The organism is Chromobacterium sp. IRSSSOUMB001 (assembly GCF_023507765.1).
Taxonomy (GTDB): domain Bacteria; phylum Pseudomonadota; class Gammaproteobacteria; order Burkholderiales; family Chromobacteriaceae; genus Chromobacterium; species Chromobacterium haemolyticum.
In genome coordinates this window covers 168,886-184,151 of record NZ_JALCYU010000004.1, presented here as the reverse complement: position 1 = coordinate 184,151, position 15,266 = coordinate 168,886, and the positions used below count along the sequence as shown (strand labels likewise).

Below are 15,266 nucleotides of genomic sequence, written 5' to 3'. Positions count from 1 at the left end.
GAAAAACGCCGTTCACCTTGGTTGAGCGGCGTTTTTGTCTATGCTGTCAGGCTGTTCATTCGCTGGCAGCAGGGGCTGCTTGCGTATGATTTGCCGGGAGCGGGGCGGTCATCTCCGCTGTGGTGGGGAGAGGCTCAGTGGTGAGCTGGCCTCTTTCTTCCTGCTTCGCTTGAAGTGCTTTTTGACGACGAATCATCTCCTTCGCGCTGACGCAGCGGCGCAATGGCTGCACGGTTAGGAATAGGAAGAAACCGGTATAGGCGCTTAGAAATAAGAGCAGCATGCGTTGCTTTGATACGGTGTCGCTGATCGCCTTGGGGTAATTGGTCTGCTTGAAGAATTTGCAAAAAATCTGGGCATCGCCGGGGGAGAAACCCGTGGCGGGAAGCGTGGGTTTGGCGCAGTCGCTTTCACTGATTTTGTTCTTGCCCCATAAGCCGGTGATGGTTTTTTGACTGCTGGCAAAGAACCAGGTCTTGCTTTCCGTGGTGGCATAGAGGCCGTCGTCTATGCCGGTGCTGGCAACACCGCTGGCGGTGAGGATGCCCAGCGCGAGAACCGCTAGCAGTAGGGCGATGCTGCCAAATCTATTGGGCGAGGTGATATTGCCGGGCTCGCTGAGCTTGAAGTAATGCCCGCAGCGTTTGACGTCGTCGATATCCTCGTTGTGCTTGGCCGCCCATTGGATCAGCGCCAGCATTTCTTGCTTGGTGCGGATCTTAAGCCCGGTCAGGGTGCGGAACTTCATGATGGCGTTTCTTTCATCCAGAAAGTCCGCCAGCAGTTTGTCGTTGATCTCCTTCTTGCCGCCCACAATGCGCCATAGCAGCGTCAAGGGGATGTGGTAGGACTGAGTGCGCAGCACCACGAACAGAATGGCCAATACCGGCAGCGCGCCCAGGAAGATGGCGGTGAGGGGCGAGATCAGCTTGGATGCCTGGTTGACGTAGTCGATGTATTCCACGGAGGCTCCTTTGTCAATGTGATTGGCATATTTTATCCTCGGGGAGAGGATTTGCTCTGGAAGCAGATCAAGAAAAACGCCCCATCAGGGGCGTTTTGTTTGCGGACTAGCTGGCAGTGAACGTGGCCGGCGGTATGTTGGGCGCACATCTGACTTTCTAAGCTGCCTATCCGGCAGTGAACCGCGAGCGCGGCACGCGCTACGCGATCGCAAATTTCTAAGCTGCCTATCCGGCAGTGAACGCATTAGCCGTATCGGACCAGATGCAGTGCTTTTTCTAAACTGCCTATCCGGCAGTGAACTGGAAGGCGTTGACGCCAACATGGTGCTGCCGTTTCTAAGCTGCCTATCCGGCAGTGAACTTGCTGGCGTAGGTTTTCCCGTTGATCTGGAATTTTCTAAGCTGCCTATCCGGCAGTGAACCCGACGATTGATGTTCTTCGCGGCTTGCGCAATTTCTAAGCTGCCTATCCGGCAGTGAACTTCCCGCAGCCGGCTGAGCTCGTCCACGCTGCTTTCTAAGCTGCCTATCCGGCAGTGAACTGCAACGCACGTCGCCGTTCACCCGGTGACCATTTCTAAGCTGCCTATCCGGCAGTGAACGGCATTGTTGCTGCTTGGTTTAATGACGTGCTTTTCTAAGCTGCCTATCCGGCAGTGAACGCATATGCGCCCGCGCATCGGCATAGCCGCCCGTTTCTAAGCTGCCTATCCGGCAGTGAACCCTGACCCCAGGTCGTGAAGCGGGAAACCGAATTTCTAAGCTGCCTATCCGGCAGTGAACTCAAAGCAATGGGCTTTCCTGAGAGCGGGGGATTTCTAAGCTGCCTATCCGGCAGTGAACACTGCCGCCATTACTGCCGGTATCGCGGTGCTTTTCTAAGCTGCCTATCCGGCAGTGAACCCTTTTCTGTCGTGTGCGGCAAGCTGGGGGCGTTTCTAAGCTGCCTATCCGGCAGTGAACGTCTAGTGGCAATGTAATTGTCTATCCGAGCTTTTCTAAGCTGCCTATCCGGCAGTGAACCGGAATAAAGCCAAGCAATTTCAGCTTGTCCATTTCTAAGCTGCCTATCCGGCAGTGAACCGCAAGCTGGTGCGCTTTGTGAAGGGGCGGCGGTTTCTAAGCTGCCTATCCGGCAGTGAACACGTGGCATGTTGAGCAAACGCTGCTTGAGATTTTCTAAGCTGCCTATCCGGCAGTGAACTAGAGTCTACACCGCCCCCTTGCCTTATGGCGTAGGCATTGCAGCGATTTTTCCGGCTTTGACCCAAATTTTCAGCCACAGGCTAAGTGATTGTTTTTACAGGGTCAGAAGAGAGGTCTGGAAAAAATGGTTGATCTCGCTGGCTGTCATGCCCTTCATGCTCATGGCAAGATGCGCTGTCGCGTTCCATCCCAAAGGTATCGCCATGTCCGATTTTTCCCCGTCCGATCTCAAGACCATTCTGCATTCCAAGCGCGCCAATCTTTACTACCTGCAGCACTGCCGGGTGCTGGTCAACGGCGGGCGGGTGGAGTACGTCACCGATGCCGGCAAGGCCTCGTTGTATTGGAATATCCCCATCGCCAATACCAGCTGCATTCTGCTGGGCACCGGCACTTCGGTGACGCAGGCGGCGATGCGGGAGCTGGCCAAGGCCGGGGTGATGGTGGGGTTTTGCGGCGGGGGCGGCACGCCCTTGTTCAGCGCCAACGAGCTGGAGCAGGAGGCGGCGTGGTTTGCGCCGCAAAGCGAGTACCGGCCCACGGAATATCTGCAGTACTGGGTGCGCTTCTGGTTTGACGACGCGCAGCGGCTGGCGGCCGCCAAGGATGTGCAGCTGGCGCGGCTGGGCTGTTTGCAGCGGCATTGGCTGGGCAGCCGCGCCTTGCGTGAAGCTGGCTTCGTGGTGGAGGAGGCCAGCCTGGAGGCGGCCTTGCAGGCCTCGCGCCAGGCGATTGCCCAGGCGCCGGACCACGCGCATTTGCTGACCGAGGAGGCGCGGCTGACCAAGCTGCTGTTCCGTTTGGCGGCGCAGGCCACCGGCTATGGCGATTTCAGCCGCGCCAAGCGCGGCTCCGGCACGGACCCGGCCAACGCGTTTCTGGATCATGGCAATTATCTGGCTTACGGCCTGGGCGCCACCGCGGCCTGGGTGCTGGGCTTGCCGCACGGCCTGGCGGTGTTGCACGGCAAGACCCGGCGCGGCGGGCTGGTGTTCGACGCGGCGGACCTGGTCAAGGACGCGCTGATCCTGCCGCAGGCCTTTGTCTCCGCGATGCGCGGCGACGATGAGCAGACTTTCCGTCAGGCCTGCATCGAGGCGCTGACCCGCGGCGAGGCGCTGGATTTCATCATCGAGACCTTGAAGGACATTGCCGAGCGGCGGGGGCGGGCGGCATGAATATCCTGTTGATCTCGCAATGCGACAAGAAGGCGCTGACACGCAGCCGGCAGATTCTGGACCAGTTCGCCGAACGCCGCGGCGACCGCGTCTGGCAGACGCCCATCACCCAGGCCGGGCTGGACACGCTGCGGCGCTTGCTGCGCCAGAGCGCGCGCAAGAACACCGCGGTGGCCTGCCACTGGATACGCGGCCAGGACCATAGCGAGCTGTTGTGGATAGTGGGCGACGCCAGCCGCTTCAATGCCGACGGCGCCACGCCCACGCACAGCACCCGCCGCAATGTGCTGCGCAGCGCGGATGAGAACGATTGGCACAGCGGCGAGGACATCCAGCTGTTGGCTGGCCTGGCGGCCTTGCTGCACGACTTGGGCAAGGCCAGTCAGGCGTTTCAGCAACGGCTGCGCGGCGAGCGGACCGAGCGCAATCTCTACCGCCACGAGTGGGTGTCCTTGCGCTTGTTTCAGGCCTTTGTCGGCGACGACGACGACGCCGGCTGGCTGGCGCGCTTGCGGCAGCCGACGGAGCAGGACCATGCCAGCTGGCTGGAGCGCTTGCAGGCGGACGGCATGGGGGCGGAGTGCGAGCCGCCGTTCGCCCGTTTGCCGCCGCTGGCCGCCGCGGTGGGCTGGCTGGTGCTGACGCATCACCGGCTGCCGCTGATGCCGGACTTCGCGGAGGGCAAACAGTGCCGCTTGGGCGGCAAGCTGCAGGGTTTTCAAAGCCGCATGTTGTTGAATATCCCCGCTCATATCGACGCGCGCTGGAATGAATGGCGGGATGTTGAGGCCGAGCCGGCGCAGCTGGCGCCGTACTGGAGCTTCCCGCAGGGCCTGCCGGTGAGCACGCCGGCCTGGAGCCGCCGCGCCGCGCGGCTGGCGGACAAGCTGGCGGCGCGTTTGGCCGCGCGCGGCGAGACGCGCTGGCTGGACAATCTTTACGCGATGCACGTGGCGCGGCTGAGCCTGATGCTGGCGGACCATCATTTCTCCAGCCTGGATTACGCGCAGCTGCGGCACAAGCGCGGCCAGGCCGGCTATCCGCTGTGGGCCAACACCCATGGCGGGTCCGGCGATTTCAATCAGCCGCTGGACGAGCATTTGCTGGGCGTGGCGGAGCATAGCGCGCTGGTATGCCGCGCCTTGCCCGGTTTCGAGCGCGAGTTGCCGCGGCTGTTGCGGCGCAAGCGCTTGTTGCAACGCAGCCCCGACGCGCGTTTCCGCTGGCAGGACCGCGCCGCGGATCTGGCCGCGGGAATGCGGGCGCGGGCGGCGGAGCAGGGCGCTTTTATCGTCAATATGGCGTCCACCGGCTGTGGCAAGACCTTGGGCAATGCGCGGATCATGTACGCCTTGGCGGACCCGGCGCTGGGCCTGCGTTGCGCGTTCGCCTTGGGCCTGCGCGCGCTGACGCTGCAAACCGGGCGGGCCTTCCGCCAGCGGCTGCGCCTGAACGACGAGGATCTGGCCGTCTGCGTGGGCGGCAGCGCCAATACCCAGCTGTTTGAACACTATCAGCGGCAGGCGGAGGCCAGCGGCTCGGCCTCGCGCCAGGCCTTGTGGGACGAGGGCGGCGAGGTGCGTTACGAGGCCGGCGGCGAGCACCCGCTGCTGTCGCGCGCGTTGCGCGATCCGCAAACAGCCAAACTGCTGCAGGCGCCGTTGCTGGTGTGCACCATAGACCACCTGACGCCGGCAACGGAAAGCCTGCGCGGCGGGCGGCAGATCGCGCCCATGCTGCGGCTGATGAGCGGGGACCTGGTGCTGGACGAGCCGGACGATTTCGATCTGACAGATTTGCCGGCGCTGACCCGGCTGGCGCATTGGGCCGGCCTGCTGGGCAGCCGGCTGCTGTTGTCGTCCGCCACCTTGCCGCCGGCGCTGATTGAAGGTTTGTTCGAGGCGTATCTGGCCGGCCGTCGTCAGTTCCAGACCAATCGCGGCCAGCCGGGGCGACCGCTGGCGGTGTGCTGCGCCTGGGTGGATGAACAGGACCGGGCCCAGGAGGACTGCGCCGATGTCGACGCTTTCCGCCGGCGGCAACGGCAGTTTGCCGGCCGGCGCGCTGATTGGCTGGCCACGCAGCCGGCGCGGCGCAACGCCGAGCTGCTGCCGTTGAGCTTTGGCCAGGGGCAGGCGCCGGCGATGCGCCGCGAGTTCGCCGCCCAGTTGCAGCCGGCCATAGAGCGCTTGCACCGGCTCAATCAGCAGCGGGACCCGATCAGCGGCCAGGCGGTCAGCTTCGGTCTGGTGCGCATGGCCAATATCCAGCCCTTGTTCGAAGTGGCGCTGGCCTTGTACGCGCTGCCGTGGCCGGCGCACTGGCAGCTGCATTTATGCGTCTACCACTCGCAATACCCTTTGCTGTTGCGTTCCGCCATCGAGCGCCAGCTGGACCAGGCGCTGAACCGCGAGAAAGAGAAAGCGGTGTTCACGCTGCCGGCCATCCGTCGCGAGCTGGACGCGGAGCCGGAACGCGAGCATGTGTTCATCGTGTTGGGTTCGCCGGTGACCGAGGTGGGGCGAGATCACGATTATGATTGGGCGATTGTCGAGCCCTCGTCGATGCGTTCGCTGATCCAGCTGGCCGGCCGGCTGCGCCGCCACCGCCCGGATCCCTGGGAGGCGGTGAACGTGCTGATTTGCGAGCGCAATCTAAGCAGCGTGGAACAGCCGGATCAGCCGGCTTTCCGCTGGCCGGGTTTCGAGGACGAGGCCTTCCCCTTGGACAGCCATCTGTTGAGCGAGCTGCTGGAGGAGGACGAGTACCGGCATCTGGACGCGCGGCCGCGCATCGTGCAACCGGAGCCGCTGCAGCCGAAGCGGCGCTTGTCGCACCTGGAGCACGCGCGGCTGGCGCAGCTGATGTCGCCGGCTGGCCAGGTCAGAGCCGCCAGCAGCCGGCCGGGGCGGGAGGGCCAGGCCATCGCGCCGCTGGGCGCGTATAGCTGTTGGCAGCAGCCGCAGGCGCTGCTCAGCGGGGTGCTGGCGCAGCAGCAGCCCTTTCGCGCCGGCGGCGAGCCGGAAGTGGACTTGCTGTTGCTGCCCACCGAGGACGGGGACGATTACGCGCTGCACCGAGTGGAAAGCCGGCCGTGGCCGGAGCCGCCGCATTTCACGCCGGTGGAGGCCAGCCTGAACCAGCGGGTGCCGGAGGCGGCGTTGACGCAGCCGAATATCCGGCCCTGGGGCGTCAGCGAATATCCGGCGGCCTTGGCCGAACTGGCGGCGGAGCTGGGCATGGAACTGGAGACTTGCGCGCGGCGCTTTGGCGGGTTGAGCTTGCCGCAGTCTGACAATGGCTGGCGCTTCCATCCGGCGCTGGGGTTTTGCAAGGCTTGAGGCTGGGCTGGCCATGAAAACGGCCGAGGCTGCGGCGTGGGTATCGTTGCGCTCCAGCCACCCTAGCTATGACGGGCAGCCGGGCGTAGGGAGGGTGGAGCCGTAGGCGATACCCACCGGCAGGTCTTGGAGTCTGTTTACGATCTCGCGAGCCAAGGCGTTGCGGCCGAGGCCGCCGCGGCACCCGCCGCGCCGCATCTCGCGACGCGCAGCAGGTGATAAAGCGGTTCTCAGCGCAAACCACTGTGCAGCCCGTCCACCAGCACATGCGCCACGCCCTGGGAGCAGCGCTCCACCCGGCCGTTGACGCCGTAGACGCGGCGCAGGCTTTGGCTGTCTATCACCTCGTCCGGCGCGCCGTTGGCTTGCAAAGCGCCGTCCTTCAGCATCAGCACCCGGTCGCAGTGGCGCAGCGCCACGTTGAGGTCGTGCAGCACGATGACGGTGACCATGCCGCGGCGGCGGGTTTCGCGGTGCAGCAGGTCCATCACGTGGAACTGGTAGTTGAGGTCCAGCGCCGACAGTGGTTCGTCTAGCAGCAGCACCGCCGGTTCGCGGATCAGCGCCTGGGCGATGCCCACCAGCTGGCGTTGGCCGCCGGACAGCTGGTCCAGGTAGCGCAGCGCCAGTTGCTCGATGCCCAACGATTGCAGCAGCGCGAACACCTGTTGGTCGTCATGGCGGCGCGACAGGCCGGCGGCGGTGGCCTGGCCGGCCACCATCAGCGATTCGAACACCGACAGATGCACGCTGGGCGGCAGGGTTTGCGGCAGATAGGCCACTTCGCCGCGCTGGCAGCTGAGCGCGCGCTGGTCCAGGCGGACGTCGCCACTGCTGTGCTGCAGGCCGGCCAGGGCGCGCAGCAAGGTGGATTTGCCGCTGCCGTTGGGGCCCAGCAAGGCCGTGATGTCGCCCGCCCGCAGACAGGGTACGTCCAGCTCGCGTATCACCTGGCGCTTGCCGTAGCTGACCGAGAGTTGATGGATGGACAGGGCGGAGCTCATTGGCGGCCTCCGTTGCGCAGCACGATGGCGATGAAGAAGGGGATGCCCACCAGCGAGGTGACGATGCCCACCGGCACGATGACGCCGGGCACCAGGTTCTTGGTCACCACCGAGGCCATGGACAGGATGGCGGCGCCGGTCAGCGCGCTCACCGGCAGGTAGAAGCGGTGATCTTCGCCCACCAGCCGGCGCGCGATGTGCGGCGCGATCAGGCCGATGAAGCCTATGGTGCCGACGAAGGCCACCGCCAGCGCGGTGAGCAGGCTGGCGCGCAGCAGCGAGCTGAGCCGCAGCCGGCGCACATTGATGCCGAAGCTGGCGGCGCGGTCCTCGCCCAGCCGCAGCGCGGTCAGCCGCCAGGACTGGCTCAGCGACCAGGGCAGGATCAGCGCGAAGGCGCCGAACAGCAATGCGATCTTGGGCCAGTCCGCGCGCGACAGGCTGCCCATCAGCCAGAACACCAAGTCTTGCAGCGAGTCCGCGGTGGAGACGAACTGCAGCAGGGACACCAGGGCGTTGAAGCTGAAGAACAGCGCGATGCCGAACAGCACCACGCCGCTGGTGGGCATATTGCTCCAGCGCGCCACCACGTCCAGCAGCAGAGCGGAGCCGAGCGCGAAGACGAAGGCGTTGACCGGAAGCATCCATGGGCCGGGGACGCCGGGGATGCTGACATCCAGCAGGATGGCCAGCGCCGCGCCAAAGGCGGCCGCGGGCTGCAGGCCCAGGGTGAACGGGTCCGCCAGCGGGTTGTGCAACACGGTCTGCATCTCCGCGCCGGCCAGGCCCAGCGCCAGGCCGGCGGCGATGGCGATCAGCGCGTAGGGCAGGCGGATCTGCCAGACGATCACTTCAGTGGCGGGATCTGCGGCGGCGGGGTGCCACAGCGTCTGCCAGAATTCGGCCAGCGGCATGCCGCTGGCGCCGGTGGTGACGTCCAGCGTCAGCGAGACGGCGAGCAGGCTCAGCAGCACGGCCACCAGCAGTAGCCGGCGCAGCAGGGTGCGGCGGTAGTCCGCCGCCACCGCGGCGGCGGAAAGCGTCATGGTCTCGCTGCTCATTTAACGCCCTTGACCCAGTAAGTGCCTTGCGGCTCGATGGCCAGGAAGTCGCGGTGCAGCTGCTTCCAACTGGCGTCCGGGTCCAGTTTGGCGAAGCGCGCCGGCTGCAGTTCCTTGGCGAAGGCTTCCAGCAGCACGATGTGGTAAGGCGTGTTGTAGAAGTGGTGCCAGGCGCCGAAGGTGCGGCCTTCGCGCACCGCGCGCAAGGCGCCCACCGGACTGCGCGCGGCGGTGCGCTTGAGCGAGGCCTGCGCCTGCGCCGCGCTGATGTTGGCGCCAAACTGGATGCCGGTTTTCTCGGCGGCGTCCGCGGTGCCGGTACCGATGTACAGGTCCGGATTGCTGGCCAGCACATGCTCCATATTCACTTCGCCCACCGCGCCGGGGATCAGCTTGTCGGCGATATTGACGCCGCCGGCGGCGTCCACCAGCTCACCCAGGCTGCCGCGACCGGCGCTGGTGACATTGCTGAAGGCGCCGGCGCGGAGGTCCAGGAAGGCCTTGGGCTTTTGCTGCGCCGGGATGGTGGCCACCACCTTGCGGATGGCGTCCATCTTGCCCTGGTAGAAGCGGATGAAGCGCTCGGCTTCGGCCTCGCGCTGCAGCGCCTTGCCCATGATGCGCAGGCTGGGCACGGTGTGTTCCAGCGGGGCGTTGCGGAAATCGACGAAGACCACCGGCACCTTCGCCGCTTGCAGCTGCTGCACGATGGGGTTGTTCAGGCCCGGGCCGTGGCCGGAGATGCTGAACACGGCGATGTCCGGGCGCAAGGTCAGCACTTTCTCTGCACTGACGGAGTTCTCGCTGGTTTTACCGATCAGCGGAATCCGGTCGATGGCGGGGAAGCGCTGCTTGTACTGGGCGTAGGTTTGCGGGTCCAGCTGGCGGAAGTCGCCCTGCCAGCCGGCGATGCGGGCGATGGGCTGCTTGCCTTCCAGCAGGGCCAGCGCGTAGAACAGCCGGCCTTCGCCCAAGAGGATGCGGTTGACCTTGGCCGGCACTTCCACTTTACGGCCGGCGATATCGGTGACGGTGGCGGCTTGGGCCGCCAGCGTGGCCGCAGCCAGCGCGCCGGCCAGCAGCAGACGGGAGAACAGTGTTTTCATTGTGATTCCTTGAGCGATACGGCTCCGCTGTCAAAGCCCGCCGTGGGGGCGGGTGGACGGGCTTTGGCAGTGGAGCGGGTGGGCAAGCATCATACCGAAACGAGAGCCGCCGGGCAGGCCCGGCGCGCTCGGAAAACGCCGCAGGGCTGGGGTTCTTACTCGGTCTTGGCCCAGTCCAGCTTCAAGTCCGGCGTCTTGGCCATCAGGCCCAGATGCTCGTCCATGATGAATTCGATCTTGGCCAGCTTGTCGGCGGCGTCGGCGGCACAGATCATGTCCAGGGTGTCGTCCTGGCGCTGGATCCGGCATTCGCCGATGGGGAAGTGCACATGGGCCTGGTGGCTGTCGAACTCCACCGGCACTTTCAGCGCGTAGTGCTTGCACAGTTTGTACAGCACCTTGTCGGCATTGGGCGTGGTCAATTGGGCGCGGCTGCTCAACATCATCAATTCTCCAATCGTAAAAACGGGAACAGGCAGTTGGCGAATCCGGCGGATTCGGCAACTGCCGTGCGGTGTTTCCGGCCCGTCGGGAGACGGGCCGTCAGGGTGCGGCTTAGAAGCTGTTCACAATCTGCTGCGCGTCGGCGATACCGCGTTGCCAACGGCTTCGGAATGCTCATGTACCACTTGTACATTCCGCTTCCTCAACCGTTTGCGCCTTGTCTCGCTCTAGCTCGCGAGATCGTGAACACCTTCTTAGAACTTGCCGGTCAAGGTCAGCCAATAGCGGCGGCCCTCGTCGACCATCCAGTTGCCGTCCAGGCCATCGTAACGGCCGCGGTTATCGATCGCGACGGTGCGGTCGGCCAGGTTGTACACGGCGAAGTTGACGTCAAAGCTCTTGTTCAGCTTGTAGCTGCCGCCAAAGTCCCAAGTGCTGGAACCGCCGCGGGTGCGGGCCACGTTGGCGCCATTGCGGAAGCCGGTGTAGTACTGCTTGCCTTCGAAGTTCAGGCGAGTGTACAGGTCCAGTTTTTCCATTGGCGCCCAGGCCAGCTTCACATTGCCGGCGTGTTCCGGGGTCTTGTCCAGCGGCATGCCGTTCAACGACTGGCCAAGGAAACTGGTTTCCTTGCCGCCTTCGCGTTTGGACTTGGTGTAGGTGTAGTTGCCGGACAGCGTCCACTTCGGCATGAAGGTCCAGCTGCTGGACAGTTCCAGGCCGCGGATGTTGACCGAGTCCACATTGTCGTAAATGTAGATACGAACCGGGTCTGTGCCAGGCGCATACTGGTTGGAGAACTTGTCGGTGCCGTAGCTGACCACTTTGTTCTTGAAGTCGTTGTTGAACAGGGTGGCGTTGGCACTCAGGCCTTGCTCATTGTCGAAGTGCAGGCCGATTTCGTAGGAAGTGCTTTCCTCCGGCTTCAACTTGGAGTTGCCGCACAGGATGCCGGCCTCGTTGCCCGCACCGGTACGCATGCAGTAGCCGTCGGTGCTCTGGCGGATGGTTGGTGCCTTGAAGCCCTTGCCGACGCCGCCTTTCAACGTCCATTGCGGGCTCAGGTGCTCAACCAGATAAACACGTGGAGTAAAGTGGGTGCCGAACACGCTGTGGTGGTCGACACGGCCGCCGGCGGTGATGGTCAGGCTGTCTGTGGCTTCGAAGCTGTCCTCGGCAAACAACGCCCAAGTGTTGACGGTGATTTTGTCTGGGTTGGCGGGGCCGATGAAGCCCACAATGGCTTCTTGAGCACGCATGCCGGAACCGACTTGCTGGCCGACTTGGGTGCCGATTTTCACGGTGTGGCGATCCAGCAGGAAGGTCAGTTGGCCGTCCAGCGTGGTGTTGGTCAGTTTCAGGCCTGTGCCATCGTCCACGTTATTAAGCGAGTGGCTGGGTTTGTCGATTTCCTGATACAGGGAGACATTGGAGCGCACATTGCCGTACTTGCCGTTGTGGCTCAGGCTCCAGTGGTCGCGGACATCAAAATAGTCATTCTTCTTGTTCGGCTTGCCGCGCGAAATTACTGAGTCGCTTTTACCTGGCGTCGTGGTTTTGCGCAGCTCATTATGGCCAGCCTCGAAGGTGATCTCGTGGTCCTGATTCGGGGTGAAGCTGAGCTTGGCGTTGATGTCGGCCACGTGGCTGGCGACTTTGCCGCCATCGCCGCTCTTGGAGTAGAAGATATTGTCTTCCGCCTGGTTGTTCAGCGAGCCGTAGACTTGCAGCGACAGCAGGTCCTTCATCAGCGGGCCGCCCAGCCAGAAGCTGCTCTGGCCGGTATTGCCTTCGTTCGAATGTTCGGTGATGGTGCCGCCCAGCGTCATCGAGCCATGCCATTCCTTGGGCGCTTTGCGGGTGATGATGTTGACCACGCCGCCCATCGCATCGGAGCCGTACAGCGAGGACATCGGGCCGCGCACCACTTCGATGCGCTCAATCGCTTCCATCGGCGGGATCTGGTATTGCTGGAAACCGCCGGTGCCGCGGCTGCGGGTTTCGCGGGTGTTTTGACGGCGACCGTCCACCAGGATCAGCGAGTATTCGCCGGGCATGCCGCGGATGGCGATGTCCTTGTCGCCGGGGCCGGAACCATTGATGCTGACGCCTTCCAGATCGGTCAGCGCATCGGCCAGATTGGTGAATGGTTTTTTCGCCAGGTCTTCGCGGGTAATCACCGAGATGCTGGCCGGAGCCTGTTTGATTTTTTGCTCGTAACCGGAAGCGGTCACCACCACCGAGGGCAGGGTGGCTTCGGCTTCCGCCGCGTGCGCGGCGGGCAGGTAGAGGGCGGAAACCGCCGCGGACAACAGGGCGAGGCGCACGCCGTGACGGGCGGCGGAGTCAAAGGTTTTCATTATCGTGGATACCTGGAATTCATCACATGAACGAAGCCCATTTGATCCGCGTCACGGCATGGCCGGCGCTGTGTGCATGCCGTTGGCGTTTAGTTTGCGCAAGGAATGTCAAATGGGACCATAAGTATCCCACCGAATTAATGCGAACGCAAATGCGAATCGTTATTGATTGAGGGTGTGATTGTACTCGTTCGCCACAAATCTGGCGCAGATATGACCTGGCTCAAACTTTGAGCGGGGTGGGCGAAATGGCGAAATGGCTTGGGAACCAAGGCGCTAGCCGTCAGTCTCAAGCCTGTTCCGGACTAAGCGCCCTAGCTGAATCGATGCCTATTCGTCTGCCCTTGCTACTGTTGCTAACGTGTCTGCTGCTCTTGCCGCAGGCGGGTTGGAGCATGGGCGGACGCGTGGCCGCCAGCGCGCCCTGCGTCTGGATGGCCGACGATGGCGCGGCTTGCCATACCCAGCCGGCCAGTGCGGCCCAAGCCGCGGCTTGCTGCCAGTTGCCGGCCGCGCCATGGCCGGCGGCGCCTAGTCTGCCGCTGCAGGCGATTCGGCCAGTGTTGCAGGCCAAGGCCGAAACCGTGTGGTCCGGTTTCATCCCCGCGCCGCCGGAGCGCCCGCCCCAATCTTTTGAATGAGCCGTTTTTTGCGCCAACCGTGTGTTTGCGGGCTGGCGCGCGTTTTCATTCAAACAGCATTGGAATTCATGTCATGAATAAACATTTGTACTGGGCCGCCGCCGCGCTGGCCGTTTCCCTGATTTCTCCGCTTGCCGCCGCCGCCGACGGCGTGATGCACAAGGACCCGTATTGCGGTTGCTGCACCGCCTGGGCCGAGCATATGCAGAAAAACGGAGTGGCGATGCAAAGCCGCAACGAGGCCGACATGTCCGCAGTCAAGAGCCGGTTGAAAGTGCCGGCCGATCTGCGTTCCTGCCACACCGCCGAGATCGGCGGCTATGTGTTCGAAGGCCATGTGCCGGCGGATTTGGTGAAGAAGGTGCTGAAGGACAAACCCAAGATCGTGGGCCTGGCGGTGCCGGGCATGCCCATGGGGAGCCCGGGTATGGAAGGGCCGAGCAAGCAGCCGTATCAGGTGTTGAGTTTTGACGAGCAGGGAAGGCGCAGCGTCTACGCCACGCGCTAAAGCCGGCGAGGCGCAAGCCGCGTTGCGGCGGCTTGCTTGAGGGTATGACGGGCGTTCCGGCATGTTGGAATGCCCGTTTTGCGTCAGCGCATTGAGAACGCCTCGTGGTGGAAAGCCGGCGCTTGCGCGCCACGCTGGCTCAGACCGCGCTGTAGCGCTTTGCCCAGGCCCTGCGGGCCGCAGAACCAGACCTCGTCCACTTCCGGCAGCATATCGGCGTTCAACCGTGCGCCGGCTTCGCTTTCGATCAGATGCAGCCGCACGCCGCGTTGATGACAGGCTTGCCGCACTTCTTCCAGCCGCGCCGCTTCGTCGCGATGGCGCACGCAGTAGTAGAAATCCACATCCAGTGGCGTCTCCGCCAGCGCCCTGCTTTGCAACCAGGCCAGGAAAGGAGTGACGCCGATGCCGCCGGCCACCCAGGCCTGGCGCGCGCCGCCGCGCGGCTGGAAGCAGCCGTAAGGGCCTTCCACGGTGACGGTCTGGCCGATTTCGAGTTCGGCCGGCAGGCGGCGGGTGTAATCGCCCAGCGCCTTGATGATGAAACGCAGTCGGCCGTCGCCATGATCGGCGCTGGCGATGGTGAAGGGGTGGGCGCCTTCGGCGGCGGCGAAGTTGACCAGAGCGAATTGTCCGGCGCGGTGGCCGGGCCAGCCGTCCATCTGGCAGATTACTTCCAGTTGTCCGGCGGGCAGCGCTTCGACGCTATGCACCTGGCCGGCGTATTGCCCTTGTTTGCCGATGCGGCCGGCTAGCGAGTAGAGCGCGCAGCCGGAACCGATCAGCATCAGCGCGGCCAGCAGCCAGCCCACCGGCTGCGCCCACATCTCGGCCGGCATCAGGATCAGGCCGTGGAAGGCGCCCATCAGGTAGAGCGGGGCGAACAGCTTGTGCAGTTTGCGCCAGAAGCGATAGGGCACGGCGCGCAGCAGCGCCAGGGTCACCATGGCCAGCACCGCCCAGGCCGCCCATTCGCCCACATCCTTGGCCAGTGAGACCAGCGGGTCTTTGCCGCCGCCGCCGCTCTTGATGCGAGGAGCGACCCAGGCCAGCGCCAGCATCAGCTTGGGCGACAGCTTGATCAGCCAATGAGCCGCCAGCAGCAGGCCGGCGGCGATGCCCAGGCGCTTGTGCAGCGCGTACAGGCGGTCCAGGCCGCCCAGCAGCGGCTCCAGCCAACGCGGGCGCGCGGCCAGCAGCATGGCGGCGCTCATCACGGTCATCAATTGCACGCCGCTGAGCATCACCAGTTCGCGCCGCCATTGCCAGTAGCTGGCAGGCAAGCCGTTTTGCCACAGGCTGGCGGCGGCGTACAAGGCGCCGCTGACGAGCAGCAGCAGGCTGAGCAGGGGAAGATTGCGCTTCATCGCCATATCCTTTCTTTTAATAGGGGGATTAAGACGATTGGAACATTGCAAGCTTAAGCCAAGCTTAAACGCGGCGCTCGGGCCG

11 protein-coding genes and 1 CRISPR repeat array are annotated in these 15,266 nt (G+C 64.0%); of the genes, 4 read left to right on the top strand and 7 right to left on the bottom strand.

The annotated features are described in order from the left end of the window. Positions 1–55: 55 nt before the first annotated feature. Positions 56–964: a DUF6216 family protein gene (locus MOV80_RS06910; RefSeq protein WP_118268304.1), complete on the bottom strand. Its 909-nt coding sequence runs from the start codon at positions 962–964 to the stop codon at positions 56–58. Between the two features lie 94 nt (positions 965–1,058). Beyond that, a CRISPR array of direct repeats spans positions 1,059–2,169; the repeat unit is 28 nt; unit sequence TTTCTAAGCTGCCTATCCGGCAGTGAAC. Between the two features lie 205 nt (positions 2,170–2,374). On the opposite strand from MOV80_RS06910, the gene cas1f reads away from it, so the two are divergent. Together cas1f and cas3f are read left to right on the top strand one after the other, a co-directional pair. Then, on the top strand, positions 2,375–3,349 hold the full coding sequence (cas1f, locus tag MOV80_RS06905) for a type I-F CRISPR-associated endonuclease Cas1f (RefSeq protein ID WP_118268303.1): 975 nt from the start codon (positions 2,375–2,377) through the stop codon (positions 3,347–3,349). Then, positions 3,346–6,690 (top strand): type I-F CRISPR-associated helicase Cas3f, encoded by a 3,345-nt coding sequence (gene cas3f, locus MOV80_RS06900; RefSeq protein ID WP_118268302.1) that lies wholly within the window; start codon positions 3,346–3,348, stop codon positions 6,688–6,690. Before cas1f ends, cas3f begins: the two co-directional genes overlap by 4 nt. Positions 6,691–6,920: 230 nt before the next feature. On the opposite strand, the gene MOV80_RS06895 is transcribed toward cas3f, so the two are convergent. The 5 genes from MOV80_RS06895 to MOV80_RS06875 form a co-directional block, all read right to left on the bottom strand. Then, positions 6,921–7,694 carry an ABC transporter ATP-binding protein gene (locus MOV80_RS06895; protein WP_249604954.1) on the bottom strand — a complete coding sequence of 258 codons (774 nt, stop codon included), beginning with the start codon at positions 7,692–7,694 and terminating at the stop codon, positions 6,921–6,923. Then, positions 7,691–8,755 carry an iron ABC transporter permease gene (locus tag MOV80_RS06890; protein WP_048414296.1) on the bottom strand — a complete coding sequence of 355 codons (1,065 nt, stop codon included), beginning with the start codon at positions 8,753–8,755 and terminating at the stop codon, positions 7,691–7,693. The genes MOV80_RS06895 and MOV80_RS06890 overlap by 4 nt, the downstream gene beginning before the upstream one ends. Continuing rightward, the gene (locus MOV80_RS06885; protein ID WP_081554786.1) at positions 8,752–9,861 is read right to left on the bottom strand and encodes an ABC transporter substrate-binding protein; all 1,110 of its coding nucleotides are present in this window, start codon (positions 9,859–9,861) and stop codon (positions 8,752–8,754) included. Before MOV80_RS06885 ends, MOV80_RS06890 begins: the two co-directional genes overlap by 4 nt. 155 nt (positions 9,862–10,016) lie before the next feature. After that, complete coding sequence (locus MOV80_RS06880) at positions 10,017–10,307, bottom strand: DUF2218 domain-containing protein (protein ID WP_227104831.1); 291 nt, start codon at positions 10,305–10,307, stop codon at positions 10,017–10,019. Between the two features lie 252 nt (positions 10,308–10,559). Next, positions 10,560–12,665: a TonB-dependent receptor gene (locus tag MOV80_RS06875; protein WP_019101549.1), complete on the bottom strand. Its 2,106-nt coding sequence runs from the start codon at positions 12,663–12,665 to the stop codon at positions 10,560–10,562. Between the two features lie 326 nt (positions 12,666–12,991). Between MOV80_RS06875 and MOV80_RS06870 the strand changes: the two genes are divergently transcribed. Together MOV80_RS06870 and MOV80_RS06865 are read left to right on the top strand one after the other, a co-directional pair. Beyond that, entirely contained in the window at positions 12,992–13,306 is a 315-nt protein-coding gene (locus MOV80_RS06870; protein WP_157222053.1) for a hypothetical protein, read from the top strand. 73 nt (positions 13,307–13,379) lie between these two features. Beyond that, positions 13,380–13,814 (top strand): DUF411 domain-containing protein, encoded by a 435-nt coding sequence (locus tag MOV80_RS06865; RefSeq protein WP_249604953.1) that lies wholly within the window; start codon positions 13,380–13,382, stop codon positions 13,812–13,814. Positions 13,815–13,897: 83 nt separating this feature from the next. Here MOV80_RS06865 and MOV80_RS06860 read toward each other — a convergent pair whose 3' ends face one another. Then, positions 13,898–15,181 (bottom strand): ferric reductase-like transmembrane domain-containing protein, encoded by a 1,284-nt coding sequence (locus MOV80_RS06860; RefSeq protein ID WP_249604952.1) that lies wholly within the window; start codon positions 15,179–15,181, stop codon positions 13,898–13,900. Between the last annotated feature and the right edge of the window lie 85 nt (positions 15,182–15,266).

Excerpts from the sequence above, each read along its gene's own strand:
- cas1f (WP_118268303.1), top strand. The coding sequence starts at position 2,375 with ATGTCCGATTTTTCCCCGTCCGATCTCAAGACCATTCTGCATTCCAAG.
- cas3f (WP_118268302.1), top strand. The coding sequence starts at position 3,346 with ATGAATATCCTGTTGATCTCGCAATGCGACAAGAAGGCGCTGACACGC.
- MOV80_RS06895 (WP_249604954.1), bottom strand. The coding sequence starts at position 7,694 with ATGAGCTCCGCCCTGTCCATCCATCAACTCTCGGTCAGCTACGGCAAG.
- MOV80_RS06890 (WP_048414296.1), bottom strand. The coding sequence starts at position 8,755 with ATGAGCAGCGAGACCATGACGCTTTCCGCCGCCGCGGTGGCGGCGGAC.
- MOV80_RS06885 (WP_081554786.1), bottom strand. The coding sequence starts at position 9,861 with ATGAAAACACTGTTCTCCCGTCTGCTGCTGGCCGGCGCGCTGGCTGCG.
- MOV80_RS06880 (WP_227104831.1), bottom strand. The coding sequence starts at position 10,307 with ATGATGTTGAGCAGCCGCGCCCAATTGACCACGCCCAATGCCGACAAG.
- MOV80_RS06875 (WP_019101549.1), bottom strand. The coding sequence starts at position 12,665 with ATGAAAACCTTTGACTCCGCCGCCCGTCACGGCGTGCGCCTCGCCCTG.
- MOV80_RS06870 (WP_157222053.1), top strand. The coding sequence starts at position 12,992 with ATGCCTATTCGTCTGCCCTTGCTACTGTTGCTAACGTGTCTGCTGCTC.
- MOV80_RS06865 (WP_249604953.1), top strand. The coding sequence starts at position 13,380 with ATGAATAAACATTTGTACTGGGCCGCCGCCGCGCTGGCCGTTTCCCTG.
- MOV80_RS06860 (WP_249604952.1), bottom strand. The coding sequence starts at position 15,181 with ATGAAGCGCAATCTTCCCCTGCTCAGCCTGCTGCTGCTCGTCAGCGGC.